Genomic DNA, 22829 nt, shown 5'->3' with positions numbered 1-22829 from the left:
GGTCTCAGGTGCGCGTAAGCGCTCCGATTTTGGCGTTGTCCCGAGCCAGATCTTCGGCTGCCGAAATTTTTCGAAACCAAACGGTTAGCGCTGAACTGGTCAGCACGATGAAGAGCGAATAGAGCACCGGAATCAACAGTACTTCCTGCTGTTGCACGCCGGTGAAAGTAAGCAGCACGATAAGCACGCCTAAGGGGCCGTTCTGAATACCGGTTTCCAATGCAATGGTCCGAGCGCGGCGCTTGTCCTGACGCATCAGTCTTGCAAAGCCGTAACCAACGGCAAACCCGAATACCCCTAGACCAATGGCGCCGAAGTAGATCTGCCAAGAAGTTGTCAACAGCAACTGGTAATTGCGTGGGACCCAGGAAACGATGAGGAAGAGGATGACGACGACGCCCAACAACCCACCGATCATCTCAATCACTGCACCTACATTGGCGTTGAGCTTGCGTAGCAGCATTCCAATCAACGTGGGCACCAGGAGCACGAACAGCACTCTGGCGACATTCTCTGGCGGAATGCGCCACTCACCCTCTATTCCTTGGGAGAAGAAACCCAAGGTGACGGGTACCAGCACTACTGCAAACAGGGTCGAGACAATAGTCATCAACAACGACAGGCTGAGCACGCCCTTGCTAAAGTAGTTGAATATGTTGCTGGTTGTGCCACCCGGAAGGCAGGCCATCAGGATCAGGCCAATGGCATAGGCGGGTGGCAATTGCAGCATGGTCGCCAGGGTCACGCCTACGATAGGTGTCAGCAGGTAGGTTGTTACTAGGCCGATAGCCACGCCGGTGGGCTTGCGCAACGAGATGGCAAAGTCCTTGAAGGTCAGGCTGGCCCCCATGCCCAACATAATGACCATCATCATCACACTGAGAAGCTGGGTTTCGAAGTCAGAGAGCATGGGTTAGCCTTTCTTTTGGATGTCGGCCAAAACTTCGGCGCGCAGGTCTTTGCGAAGGATCTTGCCGATCGGTGTCTTGGGTAGCTCCTCACGGAAATCAATGCGTACTGGCACCTTGTAGGCCGTGAGGAGGCTACGGCAGTGCTGCAGTAAGGCCTCGGTGCTGACGGTCGGGTCGCGCTTCACCACATAGGCACGCACAGCTTCTCCGGTCTTGGCGTCGGGTACACCGATGACGGCAGCCTCCATCACGCCATCGTGTTTGGTGAGTGCGTCCTCGATTTCGTTGGGATACACATTGAATCCGCTGACTAGGATCATGTCCTTCTTCCGGTCAACGATCTTAAAAGTGCCGTCATCGCTCATCACCGCCACATCTCCGGTGCAGAGCCAGCCGTTTTTGATGACATCAGCGGTCGCCTCCGGTTGTCGCCAGTAGCCTTGCATGACCTGCGGCCCCTTGATGAGAAGTTCGCCAGGCTGGCCAATCGGCACATCGACTCCGTTGTCGTCGACCAGGCGGATTTCGGTTTCTGGAACGGGGATGCCGATCGTATCGACCCGGCGGCCCGTGGACAGGGGCTGGAAGCAAGCGACCGGACTCGATTCGGTCAGACCATAGCCTTCTACTAAGGGTGCGCCTGTGACCTTCTCAAAGCGTTCGACCACTGCGTGGTGCATGGCAGCACCGCCGCCGCCGGCGGCCTTGAGGTGCTTAGGCGGGAAGGCTGTAAACCATTCCTCGCCCAATAAGGCGTTGTAAAGGGTATTGACGCCGGTGATCCAGGTGATTTTGTAGTTCTCAATGGCGCGCTGCAGGTTCTGGATTGGCCGTGGCGACGGCACCAGCACGTTCATCGCGCCCATGCGGTACATCGACAGGAAGTTCACGGTGAAAGCAAAGATGTGATAGAGCGGCAAGGCCGTGAGAACAACTTCTTTACCTTCTTCGATATGGCTATTGCACATACCCAGCATCTGCTGCACGTTCCACAAAAGATTGCCATGTGTCAGCATCGCTCCCTTGGCTACGCCGGTAGTACCACCGGTGTATTGGAGCAGTGCTAGGCTGTCGTGGTTCAAGTCTTGCCAATAAGCTTTGGCGTCTCGGTCATCAGCCTGCGTGCCTTGCTTGAGTGCTTCTGGCAGGCGTGTTATCTGTAAGCCGTGCGCCGGAATGAGGCGGCTCCAGTACTTCATCACGCCATAGACGATAGGCTGCACCACCGGCGGAAAGAACTCCGGCACGCGCGTCATAACCACATGCTGAATTTGTGTTTGCCCCAAGATGGCTTCGAGCTTGTCGGCAAACAGGTCGACAATTACCAGCACTTTGGCCCCGCTGTCCTTGAACTGGTGCGCCATTTCGCCGGACGTGTAGAGAGGATTGGTGTTCACCACCACGCACCCTGCCTTCAGAATACCCAGCACGACCACCGGGTAGCTCAGGCAGTTGGGCATTTGCACTGCTACTCGGTCGCCTTGCTCGAGCTTGCACACTTGTCGCAAGTAGTGTGCAAAGGCGTCGCTCATGCGCTCTAGTTCGTCGTACCGCAGCGAGCCGTACATTCCGTTGGGCATCACGCAAGTGAACGCGGTCTGTTTGGCGAATCTGTGGCCTGCCAAAGAGGCCATCTCCGCCAAACTGCGGGCGGTGGGCGGCGGCAGCTTAACGGGTATGGTCTGGCCGTAGTGGCCCAACCAAGGCTTGAAGAGGTAGGGGGAGGTGTTTGCGCTCATGGGCGGATAGTATTCAGTTTCGACCGAATCCGTCCGGTAAACCCTTCAATGTGCAGGCCGATGCCTATGCACAAAAGTGTGTGCTGGAGCACTCACTGGCGAGGCAAGCTGTACCAAGGCTGAGGGATGTCGTGGCCCAGCATGCGCTTACCGATCCAGCTCAGAGCCGGCCTGATGGGAGGGCGGGAGCTGATCTGGGTCGCTGGTGCTTGTCCCACCGCATCGAGCGGCCCGATATCAAAACTGAACACATAGTCAGGCTCTTGCCCCATGCGCAGATCGGTGATTCGCAACTGTCCCTCAGGTGACACTGCGGCTTTAACAAACCCATGGGTAAATGCGCTGAGTCTCTCCACGTGTGGTGCTGCCGCATGTTCTTCGAGCAGGTCACTGCCACGTGCATGGTGCATCCAACGTAGCGGACGCGGCCCATCCCATAGAGACACATACGCTTCGTGATACACCGGGTCTGCCGGGTCATCCGGGATGGCCACTACTCTCCAGAGCACGGTTTGCAACGGCGCAGGGGTCACGAGCACCCGCTGCGCCGATACGCCAAGCTCTTTCAGCGAAGTGCGGGCCAATTGTTCCACCTGATGTTGGCCTATCAGGCTCCACCCAAGATACAGCGTAGAAAAAGCCAGGCCGAATGAATTCCAACGCAAACCGCGGACCTTATCTTTGCTCCGCCAAGCTGCCAGCACGCCAATGATCAAGGGCAAGGTGTATGCCGGGTCCACAATGAACATGCTACCGAGGCCGAAAGGGTAGTTTGAAAACGGCTGCAGCAATTGCGTACCGTAAATTGTCATGGTGTCGAGTAGTGGGTGCGTGATGAGCACCAGCCAGAGTGCCTGCCACCATCGCGAAAAATGGTGCCCATTTGCCGCGATCCAAGCCAGCACCGGTGCTGCGACACTGAGGTAGAACAAGGAGTGACTTTCTGCTCGGTGCAACACCATGTTGAGTACCGCATCGCCGTGGTCAATGAGTGCATCGAGGTCAGGCAGGGTACCGGCCACTGCGCCCCAAAGCACCGCTCTCCAGGCCGCAGCACGCTGGCCGATTATGGCCACGCACACGGCCGAGCCGAGTGCCACTTGGGTCAGAGAGTCCATCGTTGACGGCTGGGCCGCTCAGGCCTGAACAACGATAGGGAAATCAGCACGCACACCCTCTGCAGAAGGCGCAAACACCCGGGTGAGGGCTGCCCGCTCTTGCATATCGAGGCGTCGCCATAGGGAGTCACGGTCGTTACCAGGATCGCCTGCGACATAAAGCTGCGTCGTAAGGAGCTCCTTACGATCCAGAATGACTTTTACATGGATATGCGGAGTGCGCCCGGTGTACGGCTGTGGCTTCATAGTGCGAAACCGGTATCGGCCATCCTTGCCGACCATCACTTTGCCAAACCCTTGAAAGGCTGGGTCTGCCTTACCACCGTCCCGTGGGTGGTGGTAGTTGCCCTCGTGGTCACATTGCCAGATTTCGACAACGGCCCCTGACACCGGTGCACCGTGGGTATCGGTGACCTGGCCTTCCACCCACGCGATCTGTCCTTTGCTGTACGTTGCACTGCCGTTGCGCAGCAGGTCAAAGTCATGGTCTCTGGGTAGTGCAATGGGATAAAAAGGCCCTTCAGTCTGCTTGGGGGTCGGGCGCAGGGCAGTCTGGGCCATCGCGGGGCTGAGCCACCCAGAGGTGCCCGCTAGGGCCATCCATGTGGTGCCTGAGGCCAGAAGCGAGCGGCGGGTGGGCAGCGGTGCGTGCGGCATGAAGGGTTCCATTGAAAAAGTCTGGTCAGCCTATAAGTAGCCAGGCGTTGCAGAAGTCAGACGATGACTATCGGAATCCGCCAATCCACAAAAGTTCCACTCTGCCCCCAGCACACAGTCAGCAGGTCTGGGGGCACTGGTACGAGCCAGGCACCATCAAGGTTTCGCTTTTTCGTAGGCTTCGTATTGCGGTTCTGCCAATATGAAGGGACGCGTCGGGTCTTCGGTTTCGCCGGGCAGCATGCTGGCGGTTTTAGGCAAGCTGTAAGTAAGAATGACCAATCCCACTAGCGCAGAAACGATGGAGCCCGCGTACACCCCCAGGCGCACCGGAGTGGCAAGCACAGGGTCTGTAAATGCCAATGCACCCACAAACAGACTCATGGTGAAGCCTACGCCTGCTATGCAGCCCACACCTATGATCTGCATCAGATTTCCCGGTTTATTGGCGCGCATCAACATGGCACCCAGATAGGTCATGAGTCCGATGCCCAATGGTTTGCCTACGGCCAAGCCTAATGCCGCACCGAGGGTGATCGGATGCGTGAGGTAAGCGCTAGCGCCATCCAGACTGATGCCTGCATTGGCGAACGCAAACACCGGCATGATGCCGAACAGCACCCAGGGCCGGAATGCGTGTTCAGCCTCATGCAGGGGGCTGTGGCCAGCTTTGTCTTTCAAGGGCACACAAGCGGCCACAATGACGCCGCCAATCGTCGGGCTGATACCTGACCTGTACATCACGACCCACAGAACCATGCCCACCAGAACATACAAGCCTATGGACGCGAGCTTCAAACGGTTCATCACCAAAAGCACCGCGGACACGCCGACTGCCATGAACAGGTACTGACTCAAGACCTGTTCGGTGTAGAAAAACGCGACGATCAAGATGGCGCCCAAGTCGTCCACCACAGCAACAGCGAGTAGAAACGCCTTTAGGGCAGGGGGAACCCGATTTCCTAGAAGCGAGAGCACCCCCAGGGCAAAAGCAATATCCGTTGCGGCCGGAATGGCCCAGCCCTTTCCAAAGCCTGCGCTGCCGGCAAATGCCCCATAAATCAGCGCCGGTGCCGCCATGCCGCCCGCGGCCGCCAGCACGGGCAATAGAGCGGCTTTCGGGTTCGATAGCTGCCCTTCCAGCATTTCTCTTTTGAGTTCAAGGCCTACGAAGAAAAAGAACAGCGCCATCAGCGCATTTTTGATCCAGTAGGCCAACTTCATTTCTACACCACCGCCTGTGGGGCCGATGCTGAACGAGGTCGACAAAGTCGACTGATAGGCAGCGCCCCAGGGGGAGTTCACCACCACCATGGCCAGGGCAGCAATAAACACCAACAGGGCGCCGGGCACCGCCTCTTGCGGCAAGAAACCCAGAAACTTTTGATCAGACGATGGGGCAGCCATGGATGAAAACTTTCTCAGTGAATGCTTTTAGGCGATTGAAATCAGATAGCCGGTGTAGGCGACATAGCAAGCGATGAAGACCCCGCCTTCCCAGCGATGCAACTTGGCGCCGGTCCGTGCGAAGTACACCAAGAGGGCTGTGGCAGCCAGCATGACCCAAATATCGAACGCTGCGATCTGGCCCGGTATGTCAATGGGCGCAATGATGGAGGTGCTGCCCAATATAAAGAGCACATTGAAGATGTTGGAGCCGATGATGTTGCCGTACGCCACATCGGCATGCTTGCGAATGGCCGCCATGACCGATGTCACCAGTTCAGGCATGGAGGTTCCCACAGCCACGATGGTCAGGCCGATGATGGTGTCGGAAACCCCCAGATCTTTGGCCAGTGCAATGGCCCCATCGACCAGATAGCCCGCGCCAAAAATCGTAATGGCGATGCCGCCCACGGCCATCGCCAGAGACAGAGCCATGCTGCCGGGGCCTTTTGGCGCATCTTCCGCGCGGTGTTCTGCGACCAATGCCGCTTCGTCGGGGGCGTTCTTCTCTTGTACAAACACAAAAACGATGTAGGTGATCAAACTCGCAATGAACGCAAGCCCCACCAGCATGCCGATACGCCCGTACAACACGGCCGCCAGGCATGCCATTGCAGTGGCCACCACCATGGTCGCATCGCGCTTAAAGCCTTTGGGGTTCACCGCCATCGGGTAGATCAGAGCCGACAGTCCCAAAATAAACAAAATATTGGCAATATTGGAGCCCACCACATTGCCCACCGCGATGCCCGGCGAGCCGTTCAGTGCTGCTGTGACACTGGTGACCAGTTCGGGAGTGGAGGTGCCAAAACCTACCAAGGTCAGACCGATAAGCAGTGGCGATACGCCCAGCGCCTTGGCAGAAGCCACCGCCCCACGCACCAGTAACTCACCGCCCACCAGGAGAAGCACCAAACCGATTGCAATATTGATCCAAGAATCCATGTTCTCGCCTTTCTAGAATAACTTTCACTTACAGAGTTCGTTCCGGACTGTAAGCCTACCGGCGAAGTATGAAGGCAAATTAGAAGGGCTTGCAGCGAGGGGGGCTGCATAATGGCCAATGATCGACGCTACCCCTCCCCACAAGCGCCGCGTGCGTTACGCTGGCACCCACCCCCGCCAGTTTGAAGACAAATACAAAGAGCTGGACCCCGTCCGCCATGCGGCTGAGGTCGACAAGGTTATGCAGCGGGGTCAAACGCCGGCAGGCATGCACCGCTCCATCTGCGTCGAAGAAATCCTCGCGATCCTGAAGCCTGTACCCGGGGAAACCGGCCTGGATCTCACGCTCGGGTTTGGTGGCCACACGCGGGCCATGCTGCCGCTGGTGCAGCCGGGAGGCCGCGTGTTCGGCATGGATGTAGACCCCATTGAGCTTCCTCGCACGACAGCACGTTTGCGCGCTTTGGGCTTCGGCGAAGAGGCACTCATCGTGCATCGGGCCAACTTCAGCGAGTTGGCTTCCTTGTTGCCGCAAGCCGGCGGTGGTTTTGACTTTGTATTGGCAGACTTGGGGGTGTCGTCCATGCAAATCGACAACCCGGCACGGGGCTTCAGTTTCCGGGCCGATGGGCCGTTGGATTTGCGGCTGGACCCCAGTAGAGGCCAGTCTGCCAGCGAGCTACTGCTGTGTGTGACCCGGCCCCGGTTGCGCGATTTGCTGACCGACAACTCTGACGAACCCTTTGCGATTCCACTGGCTGCAGCCTTGCAAGGTCAATACCTCGAAACGACAGTCCAGCTGGCGGACTTGGTGCGCGCCACCATGGAGCTCACCTACAAGCGCAGCATGCCTGCTGAAGAGAGATTGGTAGAGACCAAAAAGGTGTTGCAACGCACCTTTCAGGCACTGCGCATCGAAGTCAACGATGAATTCGGCGTGCTGGACACCATGCTGCGGAATTTGCCGGCTTGTTTAAGGCCGGGTGGGCGCGTGGCGATTTTGAGCTTTCATTCGGGAGAGGATCGGCGCGTGAAGAAGTGTTTTCAGACGGGCGAACGCAACGGCGCTTTCAGCAGTGTCGCGGCGGACCCTATCCGTGCATCCTTTGATGAGCAGCGGAGCAATCCGCGCTCATCGTCCGCCAAATTGCGCTGGGCGGTGCGGGCAATGCATTAAGGGATATATTTGAACATCGATGGAGACACAGACCACCCCGCAGCCCCCGCCGGCTTCTGCCAGTGACGAAGTGGTGTACAGCCCGGTCACGTGGGAGCCCTCGGTTGCCTATCTGAAAGCCGCGGTAGCGGCCATCTTTCTCAGCGGTGTAGCCGTTTCACTGGCCATTTACTTCTTTATTCCCGGCGGCACCGTTGCCGCGCTGCGGACCTCGTCCATTTTGTTGGTGGGGTTGGCGGGTTGGGTGAGTCTGCACCAAAGTAAACCTCAGACCACGGTCGCGATCCTGGGCGTGGGGATGTGGTTTTACGTTGCGCTGATGATGTTTGTGGGTGGCGGCCTGACCGCGCCAGTGCAATACATATTTCCACTGATTGTTTTCATGTTGGGCTGGCTCGTCAGTAGCCGGGCTGCGTTTGGGGTGGCTGCCTTGACGGCGCTTGTGACCATCATTGCCGTGTTCGCCACCAAAGATGGCTGGCTCCCGGATTCCGCTGCATCTCCAGCCTGGCTGCATGCCATGGTGCAGATCAGTGTGTTCCTGATGGCGGCGGTTCTGGTGCATTTTTTGGTTCAGGCCTACCAGCGTAGGCTGCATGATTTGAACTTCAGCAACGCACGCATGGTCTTGCGCAGCCAGGATCTGGTGCTGGCCAAGCTGGAGTTGCACAAAGCGCAGGCCCAGGCGGGGGTGGGGAGTTGGGTGTACTTGGTCGCCACCGACGCCATGACACTGTCCGACGAGGCGTGCAGGATTTTCGGGCTGCCTGCAGGAACTGTATTGGGTCGTGCGTCGTATCTCGCCCTGACGCCTTTGGATGAGCAGGAGTTGGTGGAGTCCGTCTGGCGCCAGGCGGCGCGCAGTGCACCAGACTTCGAGTACGAACACCGGGTGTCTGTTCATGGGCAGCTGAAATGGGTGCTGCAAAAAGCAGAGTTTGAGCGTGACAGCAGCGGCACGGTCACCCGGGTCATGGGCATTACCCAGGACATTCATGCGCGCAAACTGGTCGAGCTCCATTTGCGCGAATCCGAGAGCAAATTTGCGACCGCTTTTCAGTCCAGTCCGGTAGCTGCGTCTATCGCGAGTCTCGCCGAAGGTCGATTTATCGAGGCCAACGAGAAATACCTGCGTGATTTTGGCTGGAGCCGCGAAGAGTTGTTGGGGCGCACAACGCTCGATATCCGCCTGTGGCCTGACTCCGAGGTGCGTATCCAGTGGGTCGAGGCGCTCAAGGCCCGGGGCAGTGTGGTGGATTACGAAACCACTTGGGTGCACCGGAACCGGGATATCCGCAATGTCAGTATTTCCGGCGAGATCATTGATTACGAGGGGCAGCCCTGCATCCTGGCTTATGTGACGGACATTACCGAGCGCAAGGCCGCGGAGGCGCAGATCCACAGCCTGGCATTTTTTGATGCCTTGACCGGCTTGCCCAATCGTCGGCTCCTGCTGAACCGGCTGGAGCTGACACTGTCAGCCGCGCAACGGAGTCAACGGTTGGCTGCCTTGCTGTTTATTGACCTCGATAACTTCAAGTCGCTGAATGACACCTATGGTCATAACAAGGGAGACCTGCTGTTGAAGATGGTGGCAGATCGCTTAAGCGCAGCGGTGCGGGAAGGGGATACGGTGTCCCGCCTCGGGGGCGATGAGTTTGTGGTGATGTTGGATAACCTCTCCCCGGATGCGTTGCTGGCCGCCAGCCAGGCGGAGGGCGTGGCCGAAAAAATTCTGCTCGAACTGGACCGGAGCTACGCCATCGGTGAGATTGATTTTCACAACACGCCCAGCATCGGGGTGACCTTGTTTGGCGACCAGCCGGAGGGGATCGATGAGCCGCTCAAACGCGCGGACACCGCCATGTACCAGGCCAAAGCGGCCGGCCGCAACACGATCCGCTTCTTTGATCCATTGATGCAGGCTGCGGTGTCGGCCCGATTGCAAGTCGAGACCGATCTGCGCGGTGCCCTGGCCGGCCAAGGCTTGTACCTGGAATACCAGCCGCAGGTGGATGCCGCAGGGCGCATTACCGGTGCAGAGGCACTGGCCCGGTGGCAGCACCCGCAACGCGGGCGGGTGTCACCGGCAGAGTTCATTCCTGTGGCGGAAGCCAGTGGGCTGATTCTGCCGCTGGGGGCCCGCATTTTGCAGGCCGCTTGCGAGCAGTTGCGGGAGTGGTCCACCCAGCCTGCAATGGTCGGCCTGGAGTTGGCGGTGAACGTGAGTGCGCGCCAGTTCAGGGACCCGGAATTTGTGCCGGTGGTGCTGGAAGTGCTGAAGAAAACCGGAGCCAATCCGCAACGTCTCAAATTCGAGCTAACCGAGAGCATGCTGATCGAAGAGGTGGACTCGGTGATTGCCAAGATGACGACGCTGAAGGCGCACGGTGTGGGCTTTTCGCTCGATGACTTTGGCACAGGTTACTCGTCGTTGGCTTACCTCAAGCGGCTGCCACTGAACCAGCTCAAGATTGATCAAAGCTTTGTGCGCGACGTTTTGCATGATCCCAACGACGCCGCGATTGCCCGCATGGTGATCGTGCTGGCGGACACCCTCGGCCTGTCCGTGATTGCGGAGGGTGTTGAGACGCAGGCCCACCGGGATGCCATGGTGGCGTTGGGTTGCTTGTCTTTTCAGGGCTACTTCTTCAGCCACCCGGTGAGCGCCGATGCGCTGGCAGCGCTCGTCACAGTCCCCGGGCCTGTGTAAGCCGGGCGAAAGTACCTGCCTTGGAGCAGGTGGTCAAAGTGCCATCTACAAAGTAGGCGAAAATAGAGGGCTTTTCGAATATCGCCCTACCGGCCCTTGTTTGCGGCCGGTTCTTTTCATTTTTTGCCCACTCCAAGCTTGTCCATGCAAGACGTCCATTCCTCGAAGATCTCTGTTGAAAAGATCGGCGGCACCTCGATGACCGCCTTTGGTGATGTGCTGCGCCACATCATGCTGCACAACCCCGCACGCATCTACGGTCGTATTTACGTGGTGTCTGCTTATTCCGGCGTAACCAACCAGTTGCTGGAGCACAAAAAAACGGGTGAGCGAGGTATTTATGCCTTGTTCGCTGAGGGCAAAGGCTACCAGGACGCCCTGACCGGCCTAGCCGCCAGCCTGAAAAAGCTCAACGCCGGCTATGCCGATATCGGCTTGCCCCTAGCAGTGGCGGATGCCTTTATCGACCAGCGCATCGCCCAAGCCCGTGAATACCTGGGCGCCATGCAACATGTGCTGGCCAGCGGTTACCTGAACCGTAAAGATGTGCTCTTGGCCGCCCGCGAGGTGTTGGCCTCCATCGGCGAGTCGCACAGCGCGTTCAACTCGGTGGAGATTTTGAAAGCTAACGGCGTCAAAGCCGTGCTGATGGACTTGGCCGGCTTTGACGACAACGAAGCCTGGACGATTGATGAACGCATCGCCCACAGTTTCAAAGATCTCGATCTCGCAAACACCGCCATCGTGGCTACCGGCTACACCAAGGGCACCGAAGGCATCATGCGGGAGTTTGACCGCGGCTACTCCGAAGTCACTTTCAGCAAGATTGCGGTCGAAGTGCGCCCCGCAGAAGCGGTGATCCACAAGGAGTTTCACTTGTCGTCTGCCGACCCCAACCTCGTGGGTCTGGAAAACGCGATTGTGGTGGGTGCGACCAACTACGATGTGGCCGACCAGTTGGCCGACGTGGGCATGGAAGCCATCCACCCCAAGGCCGCCAAGCCTATGGAGTTGGCCGGAATCCCAATCCGCTTGAAAAACACTTTTGAGCCCGACCACCCCGGCACCCTGATCACCAAAGACTTTGTGGGCGAGCGAGCGCGCGTGGAAATTGTGACTGGCACCGACAAGGTCACGCTGATCGAGATTCACGACCCCAGCATGGTGGGCACGGTGGGCTTTGACGCCAGCTTGATGCAGGTTTTCTGCAAGCACGACATCAGCTACATCCTGAAGGCCACCAACGCCAACTCCATCGCCCATTTGGTGTGGGACAACCAAGTCACGCCAGAGCTCGTGGCTGAGCTCGAAGAGTTGTACCAGGTCGTCACCGTCAAGCCCAGTGCGATTGTGTGCACCATCGGGTCCAACATTGGCATCCCCGGCGTGCTGGCCAAGGCCGCTCAAGCTCTGGCCGACGCGCAGGTCAACGTGAACTGCGTGTCGCAAACCCTGCGCCAGGTGAACATGCAGTTTGTGATTGAGCGGGCGGACTACAAAACCGCCGTCATTGCGCTCAACATGGCCTTGTGTGTGAACTCTGGGACTCCTGTGCCCTGCGTTTAACACCGGAGTGCTACTTGTTTTGTAGCTAGCCGCGCAATCCCTGTATGGGCTGCGCGGCTTTTTCTTTTGGAAATTGGTTCAAGGGCTAGACTCGTTGCTTTTCGAGCTTGCGGCTCAGGGTGCGGCGGTGCATGCCCAGGCGGCGGGCGGCTTCTGAGATGTTGAAGTCACTTTCGGCCAGCACTTCGTGAATGCGCTCCCATTCCAAGGTTTTGATGGAGCTGGACCGGTTGGTCAGTGCAACCTCTGTATTGCCCTCGCTTTGGCCAAAGGCGGCCTCAATGTCATCCGTGTTCGAGGGTTTGGCCAGGTAATGGCTTGCGCCGAGCTTGATGGCTTCAACTGCGGTGGCAATGCTGGCAAACCCCGTGAGCACCACGATGCGCATGGATTCGCTGTGCGCGTGCAGCAAGCGCACGCAGGCCAAACCACTGGCTTCGCCCTTGAGCTTGAGGTCGACCACTGCAAAGGCCGGCGTGTGGGCGGGCAGCAGGGCGTCAACCCCGGGCAAGCCGTCCGCATGTAGAACCCGGTAGCCGCGCCTCTCGAAGGAGCGGGTCAGAGTGCGGGCAAATGCCTCATCGTCTTCAACAATGAGGAGCAGGCGTTCAGTGTCCATCGGCAGCGTGGGGTTCTGGTTCAGGCAATGCGAGGTCCGGCAACGACAAGGTGATGGTCACCTGTGCACCTCCCTCGGGTCGGTTTTCTGCGCTCAGGCTTCCACCTAGCGTGCGGGCCACGTTCATGGATAAAAACAGCCCGAGCCCACCACCGGGCCGGCCTTTTGTGGACTGGTAAGGCACGCCGAGTTGGGCCAACACCTCGGGCGCAAAACCGGGTCCCCGGTCGGTGATGATGATGCGCAGTTCATCCGCATCGCGGCTGGCGTGCAGCTGAACCCATTGGGGTGAAGCGTCGCGGGCATTGTCCAGCACGTTGAAAACCATTTGTTCGAGGGTGGTGTCGGCCACCATGGCGTCGTCACCTTCTATGGCGTTGTCGTATTCGAAGGCATCGACAGAGCGGGTGGCGCGCCATTCGCGTACCAAATGGTCCAGGAACTCGCGCACGGTAGTCTGGCTGGAGTGTTCGCCCCGGGTCTCACCCGCGGACAGCAGAATGCCGCTCACAATGCTTTTGCAGCGCTGCACCTGCGCTTCCATTTCAGCAATGTCTTCTTTCAGGCCTTGATCGCGCACCAGAGCGGGCATATGTTTCCAGTCGCCTAGGATCACGGCGAGTGTGGCAAGGGGGGTTCCCAGCTCATGGGCCGCGCCTGAGGCCAGCAGCCCCATGCGGACGATGTGCTCTTCTTCTGCTGCGCGCTGGCGGGCCGCGGCTAAGCGGGCATCGCGGCGGCGCAGGTTACTATTGATACGGGTAATGAACACCACCACCAGGACCGCATTGAGCAAAAAGCACACAAGCAACCCCACCACGTAGGGGCTGGCCAGACCATCCTGGAGATTAGGCGCGAGCGGAAGGGGAATGCTGTACATCGCCAGGAATGCGACGCAGGCTGATGCTATGACCACGATGGAGCCGATATAGCCGCCTCGCAGCAGCATGGCACCGACCGCAATCTGAAGCAGGTACAAAAAGACAAAGGGGTTGCTGATACCGCCGCTGAGGTAGAGCTGCGCCGTCAGCGCTGCCACATCGACCAGCAGTCCGAAGAACAGCTCCACTTCGTAAACTGGCTGGCGTGAGTGCCAGCGCATGAGGCACGCCAGGTTGAAAAATGCCACAGCGCCCACGATGGCGAGCATAGGCTCCAGCGGGATTTTCATGCCGAGGCTGTAGTGGGTCGCTTGGATGGTGAGGAGCTGGCCGGCGGCCGCAATCCAGCGCAGCTGAATCAGTTGGTGCAGGTTTCGCAGACCTGCGGAGGCATCGTTGGACCCGGGGCGGCTTAGCGGGTTTTGGGGGGATGCGTTAGCGCGGGTGTCCATAGGCCGTATTGTGGCCTTGGCCGCGCAGGCGTCGCTCGTAACGGACCACAAACCCTCCAGCTCCCAAGAGCATTGCGGCCAGGCCGAACCAGGTCAGGGCGTATACCAGATGGCTGTTGCTGAACTTCACGACGGTTAGCCCGGGTTTCGGCCATGGGCCAACCATAGGCAGGGTTGCATCCGGGTTGCGCATGAGAGATGGGTCCGGCAGCCCGGCATCTAAGAAAAAGGGCGCGACTGCACTTAGGTTTTGTGCTAGAGCGATGGCCGCCACATCGCGTGAGTACCAGCGTTGAGTCGCAGGGTCGTTGTGGCGCAAGAATCCGCCGTCGGGTTCTGATTTACGTAACAGACCCTGCACAGTGACGAGTCCTGTGGGTGTCCGGCCCGCATCGGGACCTTGCCACTGCTCGCGCTGGGAGGCGGGAACAAATCCCCGGTTCACGATCAGGACGGAGGAGTCCGCCAGTGCGAGGGGGGTCAGCACCCAGAAACCCTGTCCGAACACGGTGGTGGCTTGGGTAAGCACCGTCCTCTCGGGCATCCACTGGCCTTGCGCTTCGGCATGGAGGTACTCAAAATCTGCCGGGGTCAGTGCGGACCACAGAGTTGCCTGGGGCAGGGTGCTTGGTGCCTCAGCGAGCCGCCGGGTCACCCTGTCGATCAGCTCCAGCTTCCAGACCCTGCGATCGAGTTGCCAGATTCCCAGGCGAATCAGCCCTGCCACCAAGGCCAGACACACGACTGCTCCCACCAGCAAAACCCAACGCTCACGCGCACGGGTCATTGGCGGGGCAAGAGGTGTGTCCATGGGGGAGGGCGGCCTTCCGCTCAGGGGCTGGTTTTGGGCTGTGCGCCCGGTGCCGCTTGTTCCATGGCTGGCATGTCGGTGTGGGTGGGCATCATGTTGCTGTTCATATGGAACATCACCCACAAGGTACCGGCAATCGCGATCGCTACAAAGACTACGGTGAAGATGGTGGACAGCAAGGTCCAGCCGCCCTCGATCTTGCCGTTCATGTGCAAGAAGTAGTACATGTGCACCAGAATTTGCACGACTGCAAAGGCGCCCAGTACCAGCACCGCAGTGGGGCGGTCCGAAATGACCTTGGCCATCACCAACCAAAACGGAATGGCGGTCAAGATCACCGACAACACAAAACCGGTCATGTAGCCGGAAAGCGTGCTGTGTGGCTCGTTGCTGGCATGGCTGTCATGCCCGTGATCGTCGTGCCCGTGGGCAGCGTGTGAATTGTGTGCGCTCATTTACAGCACCCCCATCAGGTAGACAAATGTAAAAACGCCGATCCAGATCACATCCAGAAAGTGCCAGAACATCGACAGGCACATCAAACGGCGGTTGTTGGCGGGGGTGAGGCCGTGCTGCTTGATTTGCAGCATCAATACGACCAGCCAGATCAAGCCGAAGGTCACGTGCAAGCCGTGGGTGCCGACCAGCGTGAAAAACGCCGACAAAAATGCGCTGCGGCCCGGGCCCGCACCCTCGTGCATAAGGTGCGAGAACTCGTAGAGTTCCAAGCCCAGAAAGCACAGCCCCAGCAGGCCGGTAACGGCCAACCAGATCAGCGTGCCCTTCACGTCATTCATTTGCTTGCGCAGCACCGCAAAGCCGAAGGTGATGGACGACAACAGCAAGAAAGCCGTGTTGATGGCCACCAGTGTCAGGTCAAACAACTCTGCACCGGTAGGACCGGCTGCATAGCTGCGACCGAGCACGCCATAGGTAGCAAAGAGGGCCGCAAAGATGAGACAGTCGCTCATCAGGTAGAGCCAGAAGCCCAGCGCAGTGCCGTTCTCCGGATGAGGCTCATGCGCCAGGTGGTACTCGCGGGGGGCTAGTGCGCCAGCTGCGGCGCCGTGGGAGGTACGGATATCAGACATGGCGTGCCAATTGGAGTGTGCGGGCTTCTTCAGTGGCAGTTACTTGGGCTGCCGGTATGTAGAAGTCGCGGTGGTAATTGAAAGTGTGAACAATGGCGGCGATCAGCAGCGCAGCAAATGACACGCCGGCAAGCAGCCACATGTGCCAGATCAGTGCGAAGCCGAAAACCAAAGAGAGTCCGGAGATCACCACACCTGCCGCAGTGTTAGCTGGCATGTGAATGGGCTTGAATCCACTCAAAGGGCGCTGGTAGCCATGCTTTTTCATGTCCCACCAAGCGTCGATCTCATAAACGACCGGTGTGGATGCAAAGTTGTAGTCTGGCGGGGGGGATGAGGTTGCCCACTCCAGGGTGCGGCCACCCCAAGGGTCGCCTGTCCAGTCACGCAACTCTTCGCGCTTGAGGTAGCTGACTACGAGCTGAATCAGGAAGCAAGCAATGCCGGCTGCAATCATTGCTGCACCTATTGCAGCAATGACGAACCAGATCTGCAGTGACTGGTCTTCAAAATGATTGGCGCGACGGGTGACACCCATCAAGCCCAGGATGTACAGCGGTGTGAACGCAACCCAGAAGCCTACTACCCACAACCAGAAAGAGCGCACGCCCCAGGTGTGGTCCAGCTTGTAGCCGAAGGCTTTGGGGAACCAGTAGTTGATGCCGGCGAACATGCCGAATACCACGCCACCGATGATCACATTGTGGAAGTGCGCAATCAGGAACAGGCTGTTGTGCAGCACAAAGTCAGCAGGCGGCACCGCCAGCAGCACACCGGTCATACCGCCGATGGCGAAGGTGATCATGAAGGCAACCGTCCACATCATGGGCAGCTCAAAGCGGATGCGGCCTTTGTACATGGTGAACAACCAATTGAAAATCTTCGCCCCGGTCGGGATGGAGATGATCATGGTGGTGATACCGAAGAAGGTATTCACACTGGCACCTGATCCCATGGTGAAGAAGTGATGCAACCACACCAGGTAAGACAAGATGGTGATACACACAGTGGCGTACACCATGGAGGTGTAACCGAACAGGCGCTTTTTACTGAAGGTGGCCACGATTTCCGAGAACACACCAAAGGCAGGCAGGATCAGGATGTACACCTCGGGGTGGCCCCAGATCCAGATCAGGTTCACGTACAGCATGGGGTTGCCGCCCAGCTCGTTCGTGAAGAAGTTGGTGCCTGCATAGCGGTCCAGCGACATGAGTACCAGCGCTGCGGTCAGCACAGGGAATGAGGCTACGATCAGGGCATTGGTGCACAGCGCAGTCCAGACGAAGACGGGCATGCGCATCAGGCTCATGCCGGGGGCGCGCATTTTGACAATGGTGACGATGAGGTTGATACCGGAAAGCGTCGTTCCTACCCCGGCGATCTGTAGCGCCCAAATATAGTAGTCCAGACCCGTGCTGGGGCTTTGTGCGCCCAGGTTGGATAGTGCCAGCCACCCGGAGGTAGAAAACTCGCCCAAAAACAGGGAGAACATCACCAGTACCGCGCCGGCAGTGGTCATCCAGAAACTAAAGTTGTTCAGGAAGGGGAATGAGACGTCTCGTGCCCCGATTTGGAGGGGAATCAGGTAGTTCATCAGGCCCGTTACCAAGGGCATGGCTACGAAGAAGATCATGATCACGCCGTGGGCGGTGAAGATTTGGTCGTAGTGGTGCGGGGGCAGGTAGCCCATGTTGTCGCCAAAGGCCATGGCTTGTTGCAAGCGCATCATCACCGCGTCGGCGAAACCGCGCAGCAGCATCACGATGCCGAGCACCATGTACATGATGCCGATCTTTTTGTGGTCGATGCTGCAGACCCAATCGCGCCAGAAGGGGCCCCATAGGCGGAACTTGGTCATGAGGGCAAACACGCCCATTCCACCCAGAACCACCATGATGAACGTGCCCAGGATGATGGGGTCATGGGTCATGGGTACGGCGTCCCAGCTTAGCCGGCCGAGTGCCCAGTGGGTATCAGTAAGAGTTTGTGAGGACATAAAAAGTCTCTGTGGCAAGGCGCCGGCTGCCACCATAGGCAGCCGGCACGGAATTTATTGTTGGACGGTTGCGCGGTTGGCGTTGCGTGTTTCCAAGGCCGCTATGACTTGGTCCGCGTTTTGCACGGTGCACACGTCTTGCGGCATGCTCAGGCCCATGGCCTTGACATAGGCGCTGCCGCCACGGGCATCGATCGCCATCATGTGGTGCATGCACATCTTTCCGTCTTCCACACAACGGTTGAGCACCTTGTCGTACAGGCCGGTCTCTACGCTGCTAAAGCGCTGTACAGGGTCCCGCTCGCTGGGTTTGACCAGATTCATGTAGGTCGTCCGATCCAAGGTTTTGCCTTCGGTTTTGGCCTTTTGAACCCACTGCGCGAAATCTTCATTGCTCAGACCGTGAAACTTGAAAGTCATGCCGGAGAACCCAGCGCCGCTGTAGTGGGACGACATGCCCTTGAAAACTCCGGGGCGGTTGATCACAGCATTGAGCTCGGTTTGCATGCCCGGCATGGCGTAAATCATGCCGGCGAGGTCCGGCACATAAAACGCATTCATGGTGGAGGTCGAGGTCAGCTTGAACAAAATCGGGCGGTCCACCGGAGCTGCAAGCTCGTTGACGGTTGCAATGCCTTGCTCGGGGTAGAAAAACAGCCACTTCCAATCCATGGCCACCACCTGCACTTCCATGGGCTTCACGTCAGCCGGTAAGGGGCGCGCGGCATCAATGCGGTCCAGCGGGCGATACGGATCCAGCTTGTGGGTGCCAATCCACGTCAAAGCGCCCAGCGCAATGATGATCAGCAAAGGCACGGTCCAGATGACCAGTTCCAGCGACGTGGAGTGGTGCCATTCGGGTTCATATTCCGCCTCGGTGTTGCTCTGGCGGTATTTCCAGGCAAAAAACAAGGTCAGGAAAATCACCGGAACGATGATGATCAACATCAGCAAGGTGGCGGTTACCACCATCTGGCCCTGTTGCGCGGCGATATCGCCGGCCGGATTGAGCACCACAGCCTTGCTGCAGCCGGAGAGGGCCGCAGCCATTGCCAGGGCGGCCAGCGTGGTGCGCTTCGGAAATGCCTTTAGTTTTGACATGCTTACAACGCCCCGGGTAAGGGCGCATTAGTTGGACACTTTATGACGAGCCTCCGACTGTAATTTCCGTAGCAAATTTGTCCATTGGACATTTTGTCCAAGATCAACAGGGCGGTCGGCTGCTCCGGCAATCAGGGTTTTCCTGAGAAGGAGATTAGCCCAAGCGGATGAATTCTGCCCTTGTAGGGTGTAAAACCGCGTTGTCACTGTTGATAGAGGTAAGCACCATGTACACCCCCGCGTCTGCGGCCCCTGCCGGGCCTAGTTTTGAGAGTTCAGTCTCTTTGTCCAGAGCGCACACCGACGAGGATGTAACACCGGGTGAGATTGCGGTGGGCGTCATCATCGGCCGCGCATCCGAGTACTTTGATTTCTTTGTATTCGGAATCGCTTGCGTCCTGGTATTTCCCAGCCTGCTGTTTCCGCAGCTGGCCCGGCTCGACGGCACCCTGATGTCTTTTGCCATCTTTTCTGTGGCGTTTATTGCCCGCCCCATCGGGACAGCCTTGTCCATGGCGGTGCAGCGCCGCTGGGGGCGGGGCACAAAACTGACCATTGCCTTGTTTTTGCTAGGTGCCAGCACCGCCGGAATGGCCTTCTTGCCCAGCTACGCAAGTGCCGGCAATATGGCCATTGCCGCCATTGTGATTTTACGGATCGGCCAGGGCCTGGGCCTCGGTGGTTCTTGGGACGGCTTGCCCTCCCTGTTGGCCATGAGTGCGCCTAAAGAGCGTCGGGGCTGGTTTTCAATGGTCGGGCAACTGGGAGCGCCTGTAGGTTTTGTCATGGCCGCGGGCCTTTTCGCCTACCTGCACAGCAACCTGAGCTCCTCCGAGTTCCTGAGCTACGGCTGGCGCTACCCGTTCTTCGTGGCGTTTGCGATCAATGTGGTGGCCTTGTTTGCCCGTTTGCGCCTGGTGGTGGGCCAGTCCTACGCCGAGCGTTTACAAGAGTTGGAGCTGCAGCCTGTGAGCGTCACCCGCGTGGTGCGTGAGGAGGGTGGCAATGTGGTTCTGGGTGCGTTCGCCGCCTTGGCCAGTTTTGCACTGTTTCATTTGGCGACCGTGTTCCCGCTGTCCTGGATTGCCATGTACTCCGAGCAAGCCATCGGCGACGTGTTGGAAGTACAAATCATCGGCGCCATGCTGGCCGCAGTGGCCATCATGTTCTCGGGCTGGTTGGCCGATCGCGTGGGCCGTCGCAATCTGTTGGGCACTATGGCGGTGCTCATCGGCCTTTTCAGCTTTGTGACTCCCTGGTTACTCGGTGCGGGTGAGGTGGGTAACAACATTTTCCTGCTGACCAGTTTCGTGCTCCTTGGGCTGTCTTACGGGCAGGCCTCAGGCACCGTAACTTCTAACTTTTCCCCCCGCTACCGCTACACCGGCGCGGCCTTGTCCGCTGACTTGGCATGGTTGTTCGGCGCAGGCTTTGCCCCGCTGGTGGCCTTGGGCTTGTCTGCCAAGTTCGGTTTGGGGGCGGTATCGCTGTACCTGCTCTCCGGTGCCATTTGCACCCTGGTGGCACTTCGTATCAACCGGTTGATCGAGCAAAAAGACTGAGCGCATCCAGCGGCTGCATCCATGCCGATGGCGTGGCACAGCGCGGGCCCGGTACCTCCTGAGGTACCGGGCTTTTTTTGCTTGGTGGGCCCACGCGTGCGGAGTCAAAACATCGCCATTCTTTTATAGTGGCGTGCACCGTAGAGGGGTGCTCACGATAAAAAAAGGGAGAGTCTCATGCCTGAATATCAATTCGGCGCGGAAGAAGCGCCTCATCAACGCTGGCCGGTGGCCTGGTACAACCCGGCGGTGCTGCTTCAGTCGGCTCGCGAGCTGGTGTCGAGTTCAGATGTCATTCGCAATGCGGATCCGCGTGAGCTCTGGACGGGCGTTTTCGAGGCGACCGATCACACCGGCGAAACCGGCGCTGACGGTACGCTCTGGTTCGACTTTTTGTCGGACACTGGCGACGGCGGAAATGCCACCTACACCGTGGCCCGGGCCGTGCAGGCCGACACCATGGACGCCGGGGCTGGGCAGCAGTGTCCCCGGGGCCAGATTCTCTTTTTGGGCGGCGACCTCAGTTACCCCGGTGCCAGTGCCTACGAATACCAATACCGGTTTCTCGAAATGTTTGAAGGTGCCCGCACCACCAGCGGGCCCGATACCCAACACCGCAGCGCCTATGCAGTCGCGCAAAACCACGACTGGTTTGACAGCCTGTCTACTTTCAAACGGTATTTTGTGGACCGCGACCAGGGCGAGGTCTTCGGCGTGCGCACCCCGCAGAAACGCTCCTACTTTGCCACCCGCTTGCCGCACGGCTGGTGGGTGCTGGGTTTTGACTTTGCACTTGCCGGTGACTTAGATCGCGGCCAGTACGAGGCATTCCGGCGTCTGGCGGGAGACACCATACGCGGCGCTCCGAACCCGGAGCATGCAATGGCTCCCGGAGATCAGCTGATCCTGATTTACCCCGAGCCCTACTGGACCCGACCTTTGGGAGATGGCGCCCCGGAGGGTTACCCCAAGCGCTACCAGCGGCTAGAAGCCTTGCTGGAGAGCAAAGGGCTGCGTATTCGCATGCGCATTGCCGGGGATGTGCACCACTATTGCCGCGAGTCATCTGCCAACAGTGATCCGGCAGCCGCCGATCTGTTGGTGACCTGTGGCTCGGGTGGGGCTTTTTTGCATCCTACCCATGCGAAGTCCTTATCGCAGCCCAAAGTTCACCAGGTGCTCAGGGACCCGAGCGCCATCAGCCCGGAGCTCGGACATGCAACCCGCGTGGGTTCTGTATCCGCAGAATCAAATAGCCCGGGGGACTACACGGCCCATTGCCGCTACCCCGAGCCCGATGTGTCGCGAGGCTTGGGCAATGCCATCTGGTGGTCTTTGTTCAAGTTCGCGTGGAACAGCCTGGACCCGCGCGGTGGGCCCTTGGGGCGCGGCATAGCGCAGGGCAATCTGGTGTTTCCCTTGGTGCTGGGACTTGCCTTCGGCAGTGCCTATTGGTTTGCTTACTCCGGCACGGTCATGCTGGCGGTGTGCCTGGCCATGGCGGCCATGTGCTTTGGTTTAGCGAAAGACGAGCCGGGAAAACTCGCCCGACTCGGTGCTCCCTTGGCTCACGCGGTACTGCAGATAGGGGGGATGTACGGGGTGTCCCATGCATTGGGAGGCGCTGCGTGGTTCTCCGCCCCGGCCGCCCTGAGCTACACCTTCAGTGTTGCTCCACTGGCAGGCACGCTGGGCGCCGTGGCGCTCGGCGCTGTGGTGGGCGGGCTCCTTGCCGGGGTGTATTTCTGGTGCATGGCGCGCTGTGGCCTGCTGTGGAACAACGCCTTTTCCCCTTTGGCCTGCGAGGATTACAAGGGCTTTTTGCGCTTCCGGCTGGACCCTGATGGCAACCTGACCGGCTTCTTTTTCGGCTGTGATGCCGTGCCCAAGCACTGGGCCTTGAACCCTGACGGGGCCGGCAAGGCCCCCGGTACGGTGCGACCGGTGTGGGTGGAGCCGGCTGGCACACCGTCCGCCCGCTGGCATGTGGTGGACCGCTTTACTTTGCGGCGCAGCACCGGAGGCTGAGGGCGCGTCCGGGCGG

General features: G+C 58.9%; 18 protein-coding genes. 5 read left to right on the top strand and 13 right to left on the bottom strand.

What is annotated here, in order from left to right; translation table 11 throughout:
* Window positions 1-4: 4 nt before the first annotated feature.
* From QZW03_RS12880 to QZW03_RS12855, 6 genes are all read right to left on the bottom strand, one after another.
* The gene (locus QZW03_RS12880) at window positions 5-910 is read right to left on the bottom strand and encodes a bile acid:sodium symporter family protein (protein ID WP_296510404.1); all 906 of its coding nucleotides are present in this window, start codon (window positions 908-910) and stop codon (window positions 5-7) included.
* A 3-nt stretch (window positions 911-913) separates the two neighbouring features.
* A complete protein-coding gene (locus QZW03_RS12875; protein WP_296510403.1) occupies window positions 914-2650 on the bottom strand; it encodes an AMP-binding protein in 1737 nt (578 codons plus the stop codon).
* A gap of 92 nt (window positions 2651-2742) precedes the next feature.
* Entirely contained in the window at window positions 2743-3768 is a 1026-nt protein-coding gene (locus QZW03_RS12870) for a metal-dependent hydrolase (protein WP_296510402.1), read from the bottom strand.
* Between the two features lie 18 nt (window positions 3769-3786).
* Window positions 3787-4329 (bottom strand): protocatechuate 3,4-dioxygenase, encoded by a 543-nt coding sequence (locus tag QZW03_RS12865; RefSeq protein WP_296510419.1) that lies wholly within the window; start codon window positions 4327-4329, stop codon window positions 3787-3789.
* A gap of 252 nt (window positions 4330-4581) precedes the next feature.
* Window positions 4582-5832: a Na+/H+ antiporter NhaA gene (nhaA, locus tag QZW03_RS12860; RefSeq protein ID WP_296510401.1), complete on the bottom strand. Its 1251-nt coding sequence runs from the start codon at window positions 5830-5832 to the stop codon at window positions 4582-4584.
* Between the two features lie 27 nt (window positions 5833-5859).
* Window positions 5860-6816 (bottom strand): calcium/sodium antiporter, encoded by a 957-nt coding sequence (locus tag QZW03_RS12855; RefSeq protein ID WP_296510400.1) that lies wholly within the window; start codon window positions 6814-6816, stop codon window positions 5860-5862.
* A gap of 118 nt (window positions 6817-6934) precedes the next feature.
* Between QZW03_RS12855 and rsmH the strand changes: the two genes are divergently transcribed.
* From rsmH to QZW03_RS12840, 3 genes are all read left to right on the top strand, one after another.
* Window positions 6935-7993: a 16S rRNA (cytosine(1402)-N(4))-methyltransferase RsmH gene (gene rsmH, locus QZW03_RS12850; protein WP_296510399.1), complete on the top strand. Its 1059-nt coding sequence runs from the start codon at window positions 6935-6937 to the stop codon at window positions 7991-7993.
* A gap of 19 nt (window positions 7994-8012) precedes the next feature.
* The gene (locus tag QZW03_RS12845) at window positions 8013-10706 is read left to right on the top strand and encodes a bifunctional diguanylate cyclase/phosphodiesterase (RefSeq protein ID WP_296510398.1); all 2694 of its coding nucleotides are present in this window, start codon (window positions 8013-8015) and stop codon (window positions 10704-10706) included.
* 144 nt (window positions 10707-10850) lie between these two features.
* Window positions 10851-12272, top strand: coding sequence for an aspartate kinase (locus QZW03_RS12840; protein WP_296510397.1), 1422 nt, complete (start codon window positions 10851-10853; stop codon window positions 12270-12272).
* An 85-nt stretch (window positions 12273-12357) separates the two neighbouring features.
* Here the strand turns inward: QZW03_RS12840 and QZW03_RS12835 are convergent, their stop codons facing one another.
* The 7 genes from QZW03_RS12835 to cyoA are packed head-to-tail and all read right to left on the bottom strand — an operon-like array spanning window position 12358 to window position 19223.
* The gene (locus QZW03_RS12835; protein ID WP_296510396.1) at window positions 12358-12891 is read right to left on the bottom strand and encodes a response regulator transcription factor; all 534 of its coding nucleotides are present in this window, start codon (window positions 12889-12891) and stop codon (window positions 12358-12360) included.
* On the bottom strand, window positions 12881-14224 hold the full coding sequence (locus QZW03_RS12830) for an ATP-binding protein (protein WP_296510395.1): 1344 nt from the start codon (window positions 14222-14224) through the stop codon (window positions 12881-12883). Before QZW03_RS12830 ends, QZW03_RS12835 begins: the two co-directional genes overlap by 11 nt.
* Window positions 14208-15035 (bottom strand): SURF1 family protein, encoded by an 828-nt coding sequence (locus QZW03_RS12825; RefSeq protein ID WP_296510394.1) that lies wholly within the window; start codon window positions 15033-15035, stop codon window positions 14208-14210. The genes QZW03_RS12830 and QZW03_RS12825 overlap by 17 nt, the downstream gene beginning before the upstream one ends.
* Window positions 15036-15055: 20 nt before the next feature.
* A complete protein-coding gene (gene cyoD / locus QZW03_RS12820) occupies window positions 15056-15490 on the bottom strand; it encodes a cytochrome o ubiquinol oxidase subunit IV (RefSeq protein WP_296510393.1) in 435 nt (144 codons plus the stop codon).
* Complete coding sequence (gene cyoC / locus QZW03_RS12815; RefSeq protein WP_296510392.1) at window positions 15491-16126, bottom strand: cytochrome o ubiquinol oxidase subunit III; 636 nt, start codon at window positions 16124-16126, stop codon at window positions 15491-15493. It abuts the gene before it with no gap.
* Window positions 16119-18122, bottom strand: coding sequence for a cytochrome o ubiquinol oxidase subunit I (cyoB, locus tag QZW03_RS12810; RefSeq protein ID WP_296510391.1), 2004 nt, complete (start codon window positions 18120-18122; stop codon window positions 16119-16121). Before cyoB ends, cyoC begins: the two co-directional genes overlap by 8 nt.
* 54 nt (window positions 18123-18176) lie before the next feature.
* On the bottom strand, window positions 18177-19223 hold the full coding sequence (gene cyoA / locus QZW03_RS12805; RefSeq protein WP_296510390.1) for a ubiquinol oxidase subunit II: 1047 nt from the start codon (window positions 19221-19223) through the stop codon (window positions 18177-18179).
* A gap of 227 nt (window positions 19224-19450) precedes the next feature.
* Between cyoA and QZW03_RS12800 the strand changes: the two genes are divergently transcribed.
* Together QZW03_RS12800 and QZW03_RS12795 are read left to right on the top strand one after the other, a co-directional pair.
* Window positions 19451-20785 carry an MFS transporter gene (locus QZW03_RS12800; RefSeq protein WP_296510389.1) on the top strand — a complete coding sequence of 445 codons (1335 nt, stop codon included), beginning with the start codon at window positions 19451-19453 and terminating at the stop codon, window positions 20783-20785.
* Window positions 20786-20962: 177 nt separating this feature from the next.
* Window positions 20963-22813 carry a hypothetical protein gene (locus QZW03_RS12795; protein WP_296510388.1) on the top strand — a complete coding sequence of 617 codons (1851 nt, stop codon included), beginning with the start codon at window positions 20963-20965 and terminating at the stop codon, window positions 22811-22813.
* Window positions 22814-22829 lie beyond the last annotated feature (16 nt).

The sequence above is a fragment of the Rhodoferax sp. genome, from assembly GCF_013297935.1.
Taxonomy (GTDB): domain Bacteria; phylum Pseudomonadota; class Gammaproteobacteria; order Burkholderiales; family Burkholderiaceae_C; genus Allorhodoferax.
The sequence above is the reverse complement of the archived record's forward strand: the minus strand, read 5'-3'. Positions and strand labels throughout refer to the sequence as shown.

What these genes read in the sequence shown, in the direction of transcription:
- QZW03_RS12880 (WP_296510404.1), bottom strand. Translation starts at nt 910, where the DNA reads ATGCTCTCTGACTTCGAAACCCAGCTTCTCAGTGTGATGATGATGGTC.
- QZW03_RS12875 (WP_296510403.1), bottom strand. Translation starts at nt 2,650, where the DNA reads ATGAGCGCAAACACCTCCCCCTACCTCTTCAAGCCTTGGTTGGGCCAC.
- QZW03_RS12870 (WP_296510402.1), bottom strand. Translation starts at nt 3,768, where the DNA reads ATGGACTCTCTGACCCAAGTGGCACTCGGCTCGGCCGTGTGCGTGGCC.
- QZW03_RS12865 (WP_296510419.1), bottom strand. Translation starts at nt 4,329, where the DNA reads ATGGCCCAGACTGCCCTGCGCCCGACCCCCAAGCAGACTGAAGGGCCT.
- nhaA (WP_296510401.1), bottom strand. Translation starts at nt 5,832, where the DNA reads ATGGCTGCCCCATCGTCTGATCAAAAGTTTCTGGGTTTCTTGCCGCAA.
- QZW03_RS12855 (WP_296510400.1), bottom strand. Translation starts at nt 6,816, where the DNA reads ATGGATTCTTGGATCAATATTGCAATCGGTTTGGTGCTTCTCCTGGTG.
- rsmH (WP_296510399.1), top strand. Translation starts at nt 6,935, where the DNA reads ATGATCGACGCTACCCCTCCCCACAAGCGCCGCGTGCGTTACGCTGGC.
- QZW03_RS12845 (WP_296510398.1), top strand. Translation starts at nt 8,013, where the DNA reads ATGGAGACACAGACCACCCCGCAGCCCCCGCCGGCTTCTGCCAGTGAC.
- QZW03_RS12840 (WP_296510397.1), top strand. Translation starts at nt 10,851, where the DNA reads ATGCAAGACGTCCATTCCTCGAAGATCTCTGTTGAAAAGATCGGCGGC.
- QZW03_RS12835 (WP_296510396.1), bottom strand. Translation starts at nt 12,891, where the DNA reads ATGGACACTGAACGCCTGCTCCTCATTGTTGAAGACGATGAGGCATTT.
- QZW03_RS12830 (WP_296510395.1), bottom strand. Translation starts at nt 14,224, where the DNA reads ATGGACACCCGCGCTAACGCATCCCCCCAAAACCCGCTAAGCCGCCCC.
- QZW03_RS12825 (WP_296510394.1), bottom strand. Translation starts at nt 15,035, where the DNA reads ATGGACACACCTCTTGCCCCGCCAATGACCCGTGCGCGTGAGCGTTGG.
- cyoD (WP_296510393.1), bottom strand. Translation starts at nt 15,490, where the DNA reads ATGAGCGCACACAATTCACACGCTGCCCACGGGCACGACGATCACGGG.
- cyoC (WP_296510392.1), bottom strand. Translation starts at nt 16,126, where the DNA reads ATGTCTGATATCCGTACCTCCCACGGCGCCGCAGCTGGCGCACTAGCC.
- cyoB (WP_296510391.1), bottom strand. Translation starts at nt 18,122, where the DNA reads ATGTCCTCACAAACTCTTACTGATACCCACTGGGCACTCGGCCGGCTA.
- cyoA (WP_296510390.1), bottom strand. Translation starts at nt 19,223, where the DNA reads ATGTCAAAACTAAAGGCATTTCCGAAGCGCACCACGCTGGCCGCCCTG.
- QZW03_RS12800 (WP_296510389.1), top strand. Translation starts at nt 19,451, where the DNA reads ATGTACACCCCCGCGTCTGCGGCCCCTGCCGGGCCTAGTTTTGAGAGT.
- QZW03_RS12795 (WP_296510388.1), top strand. Translation starts at nt 20,963, where the DNA reads ATGCCTGAATATCAATTCGGCGCGGAAGAAGCGCCTCATCAACGCTGG.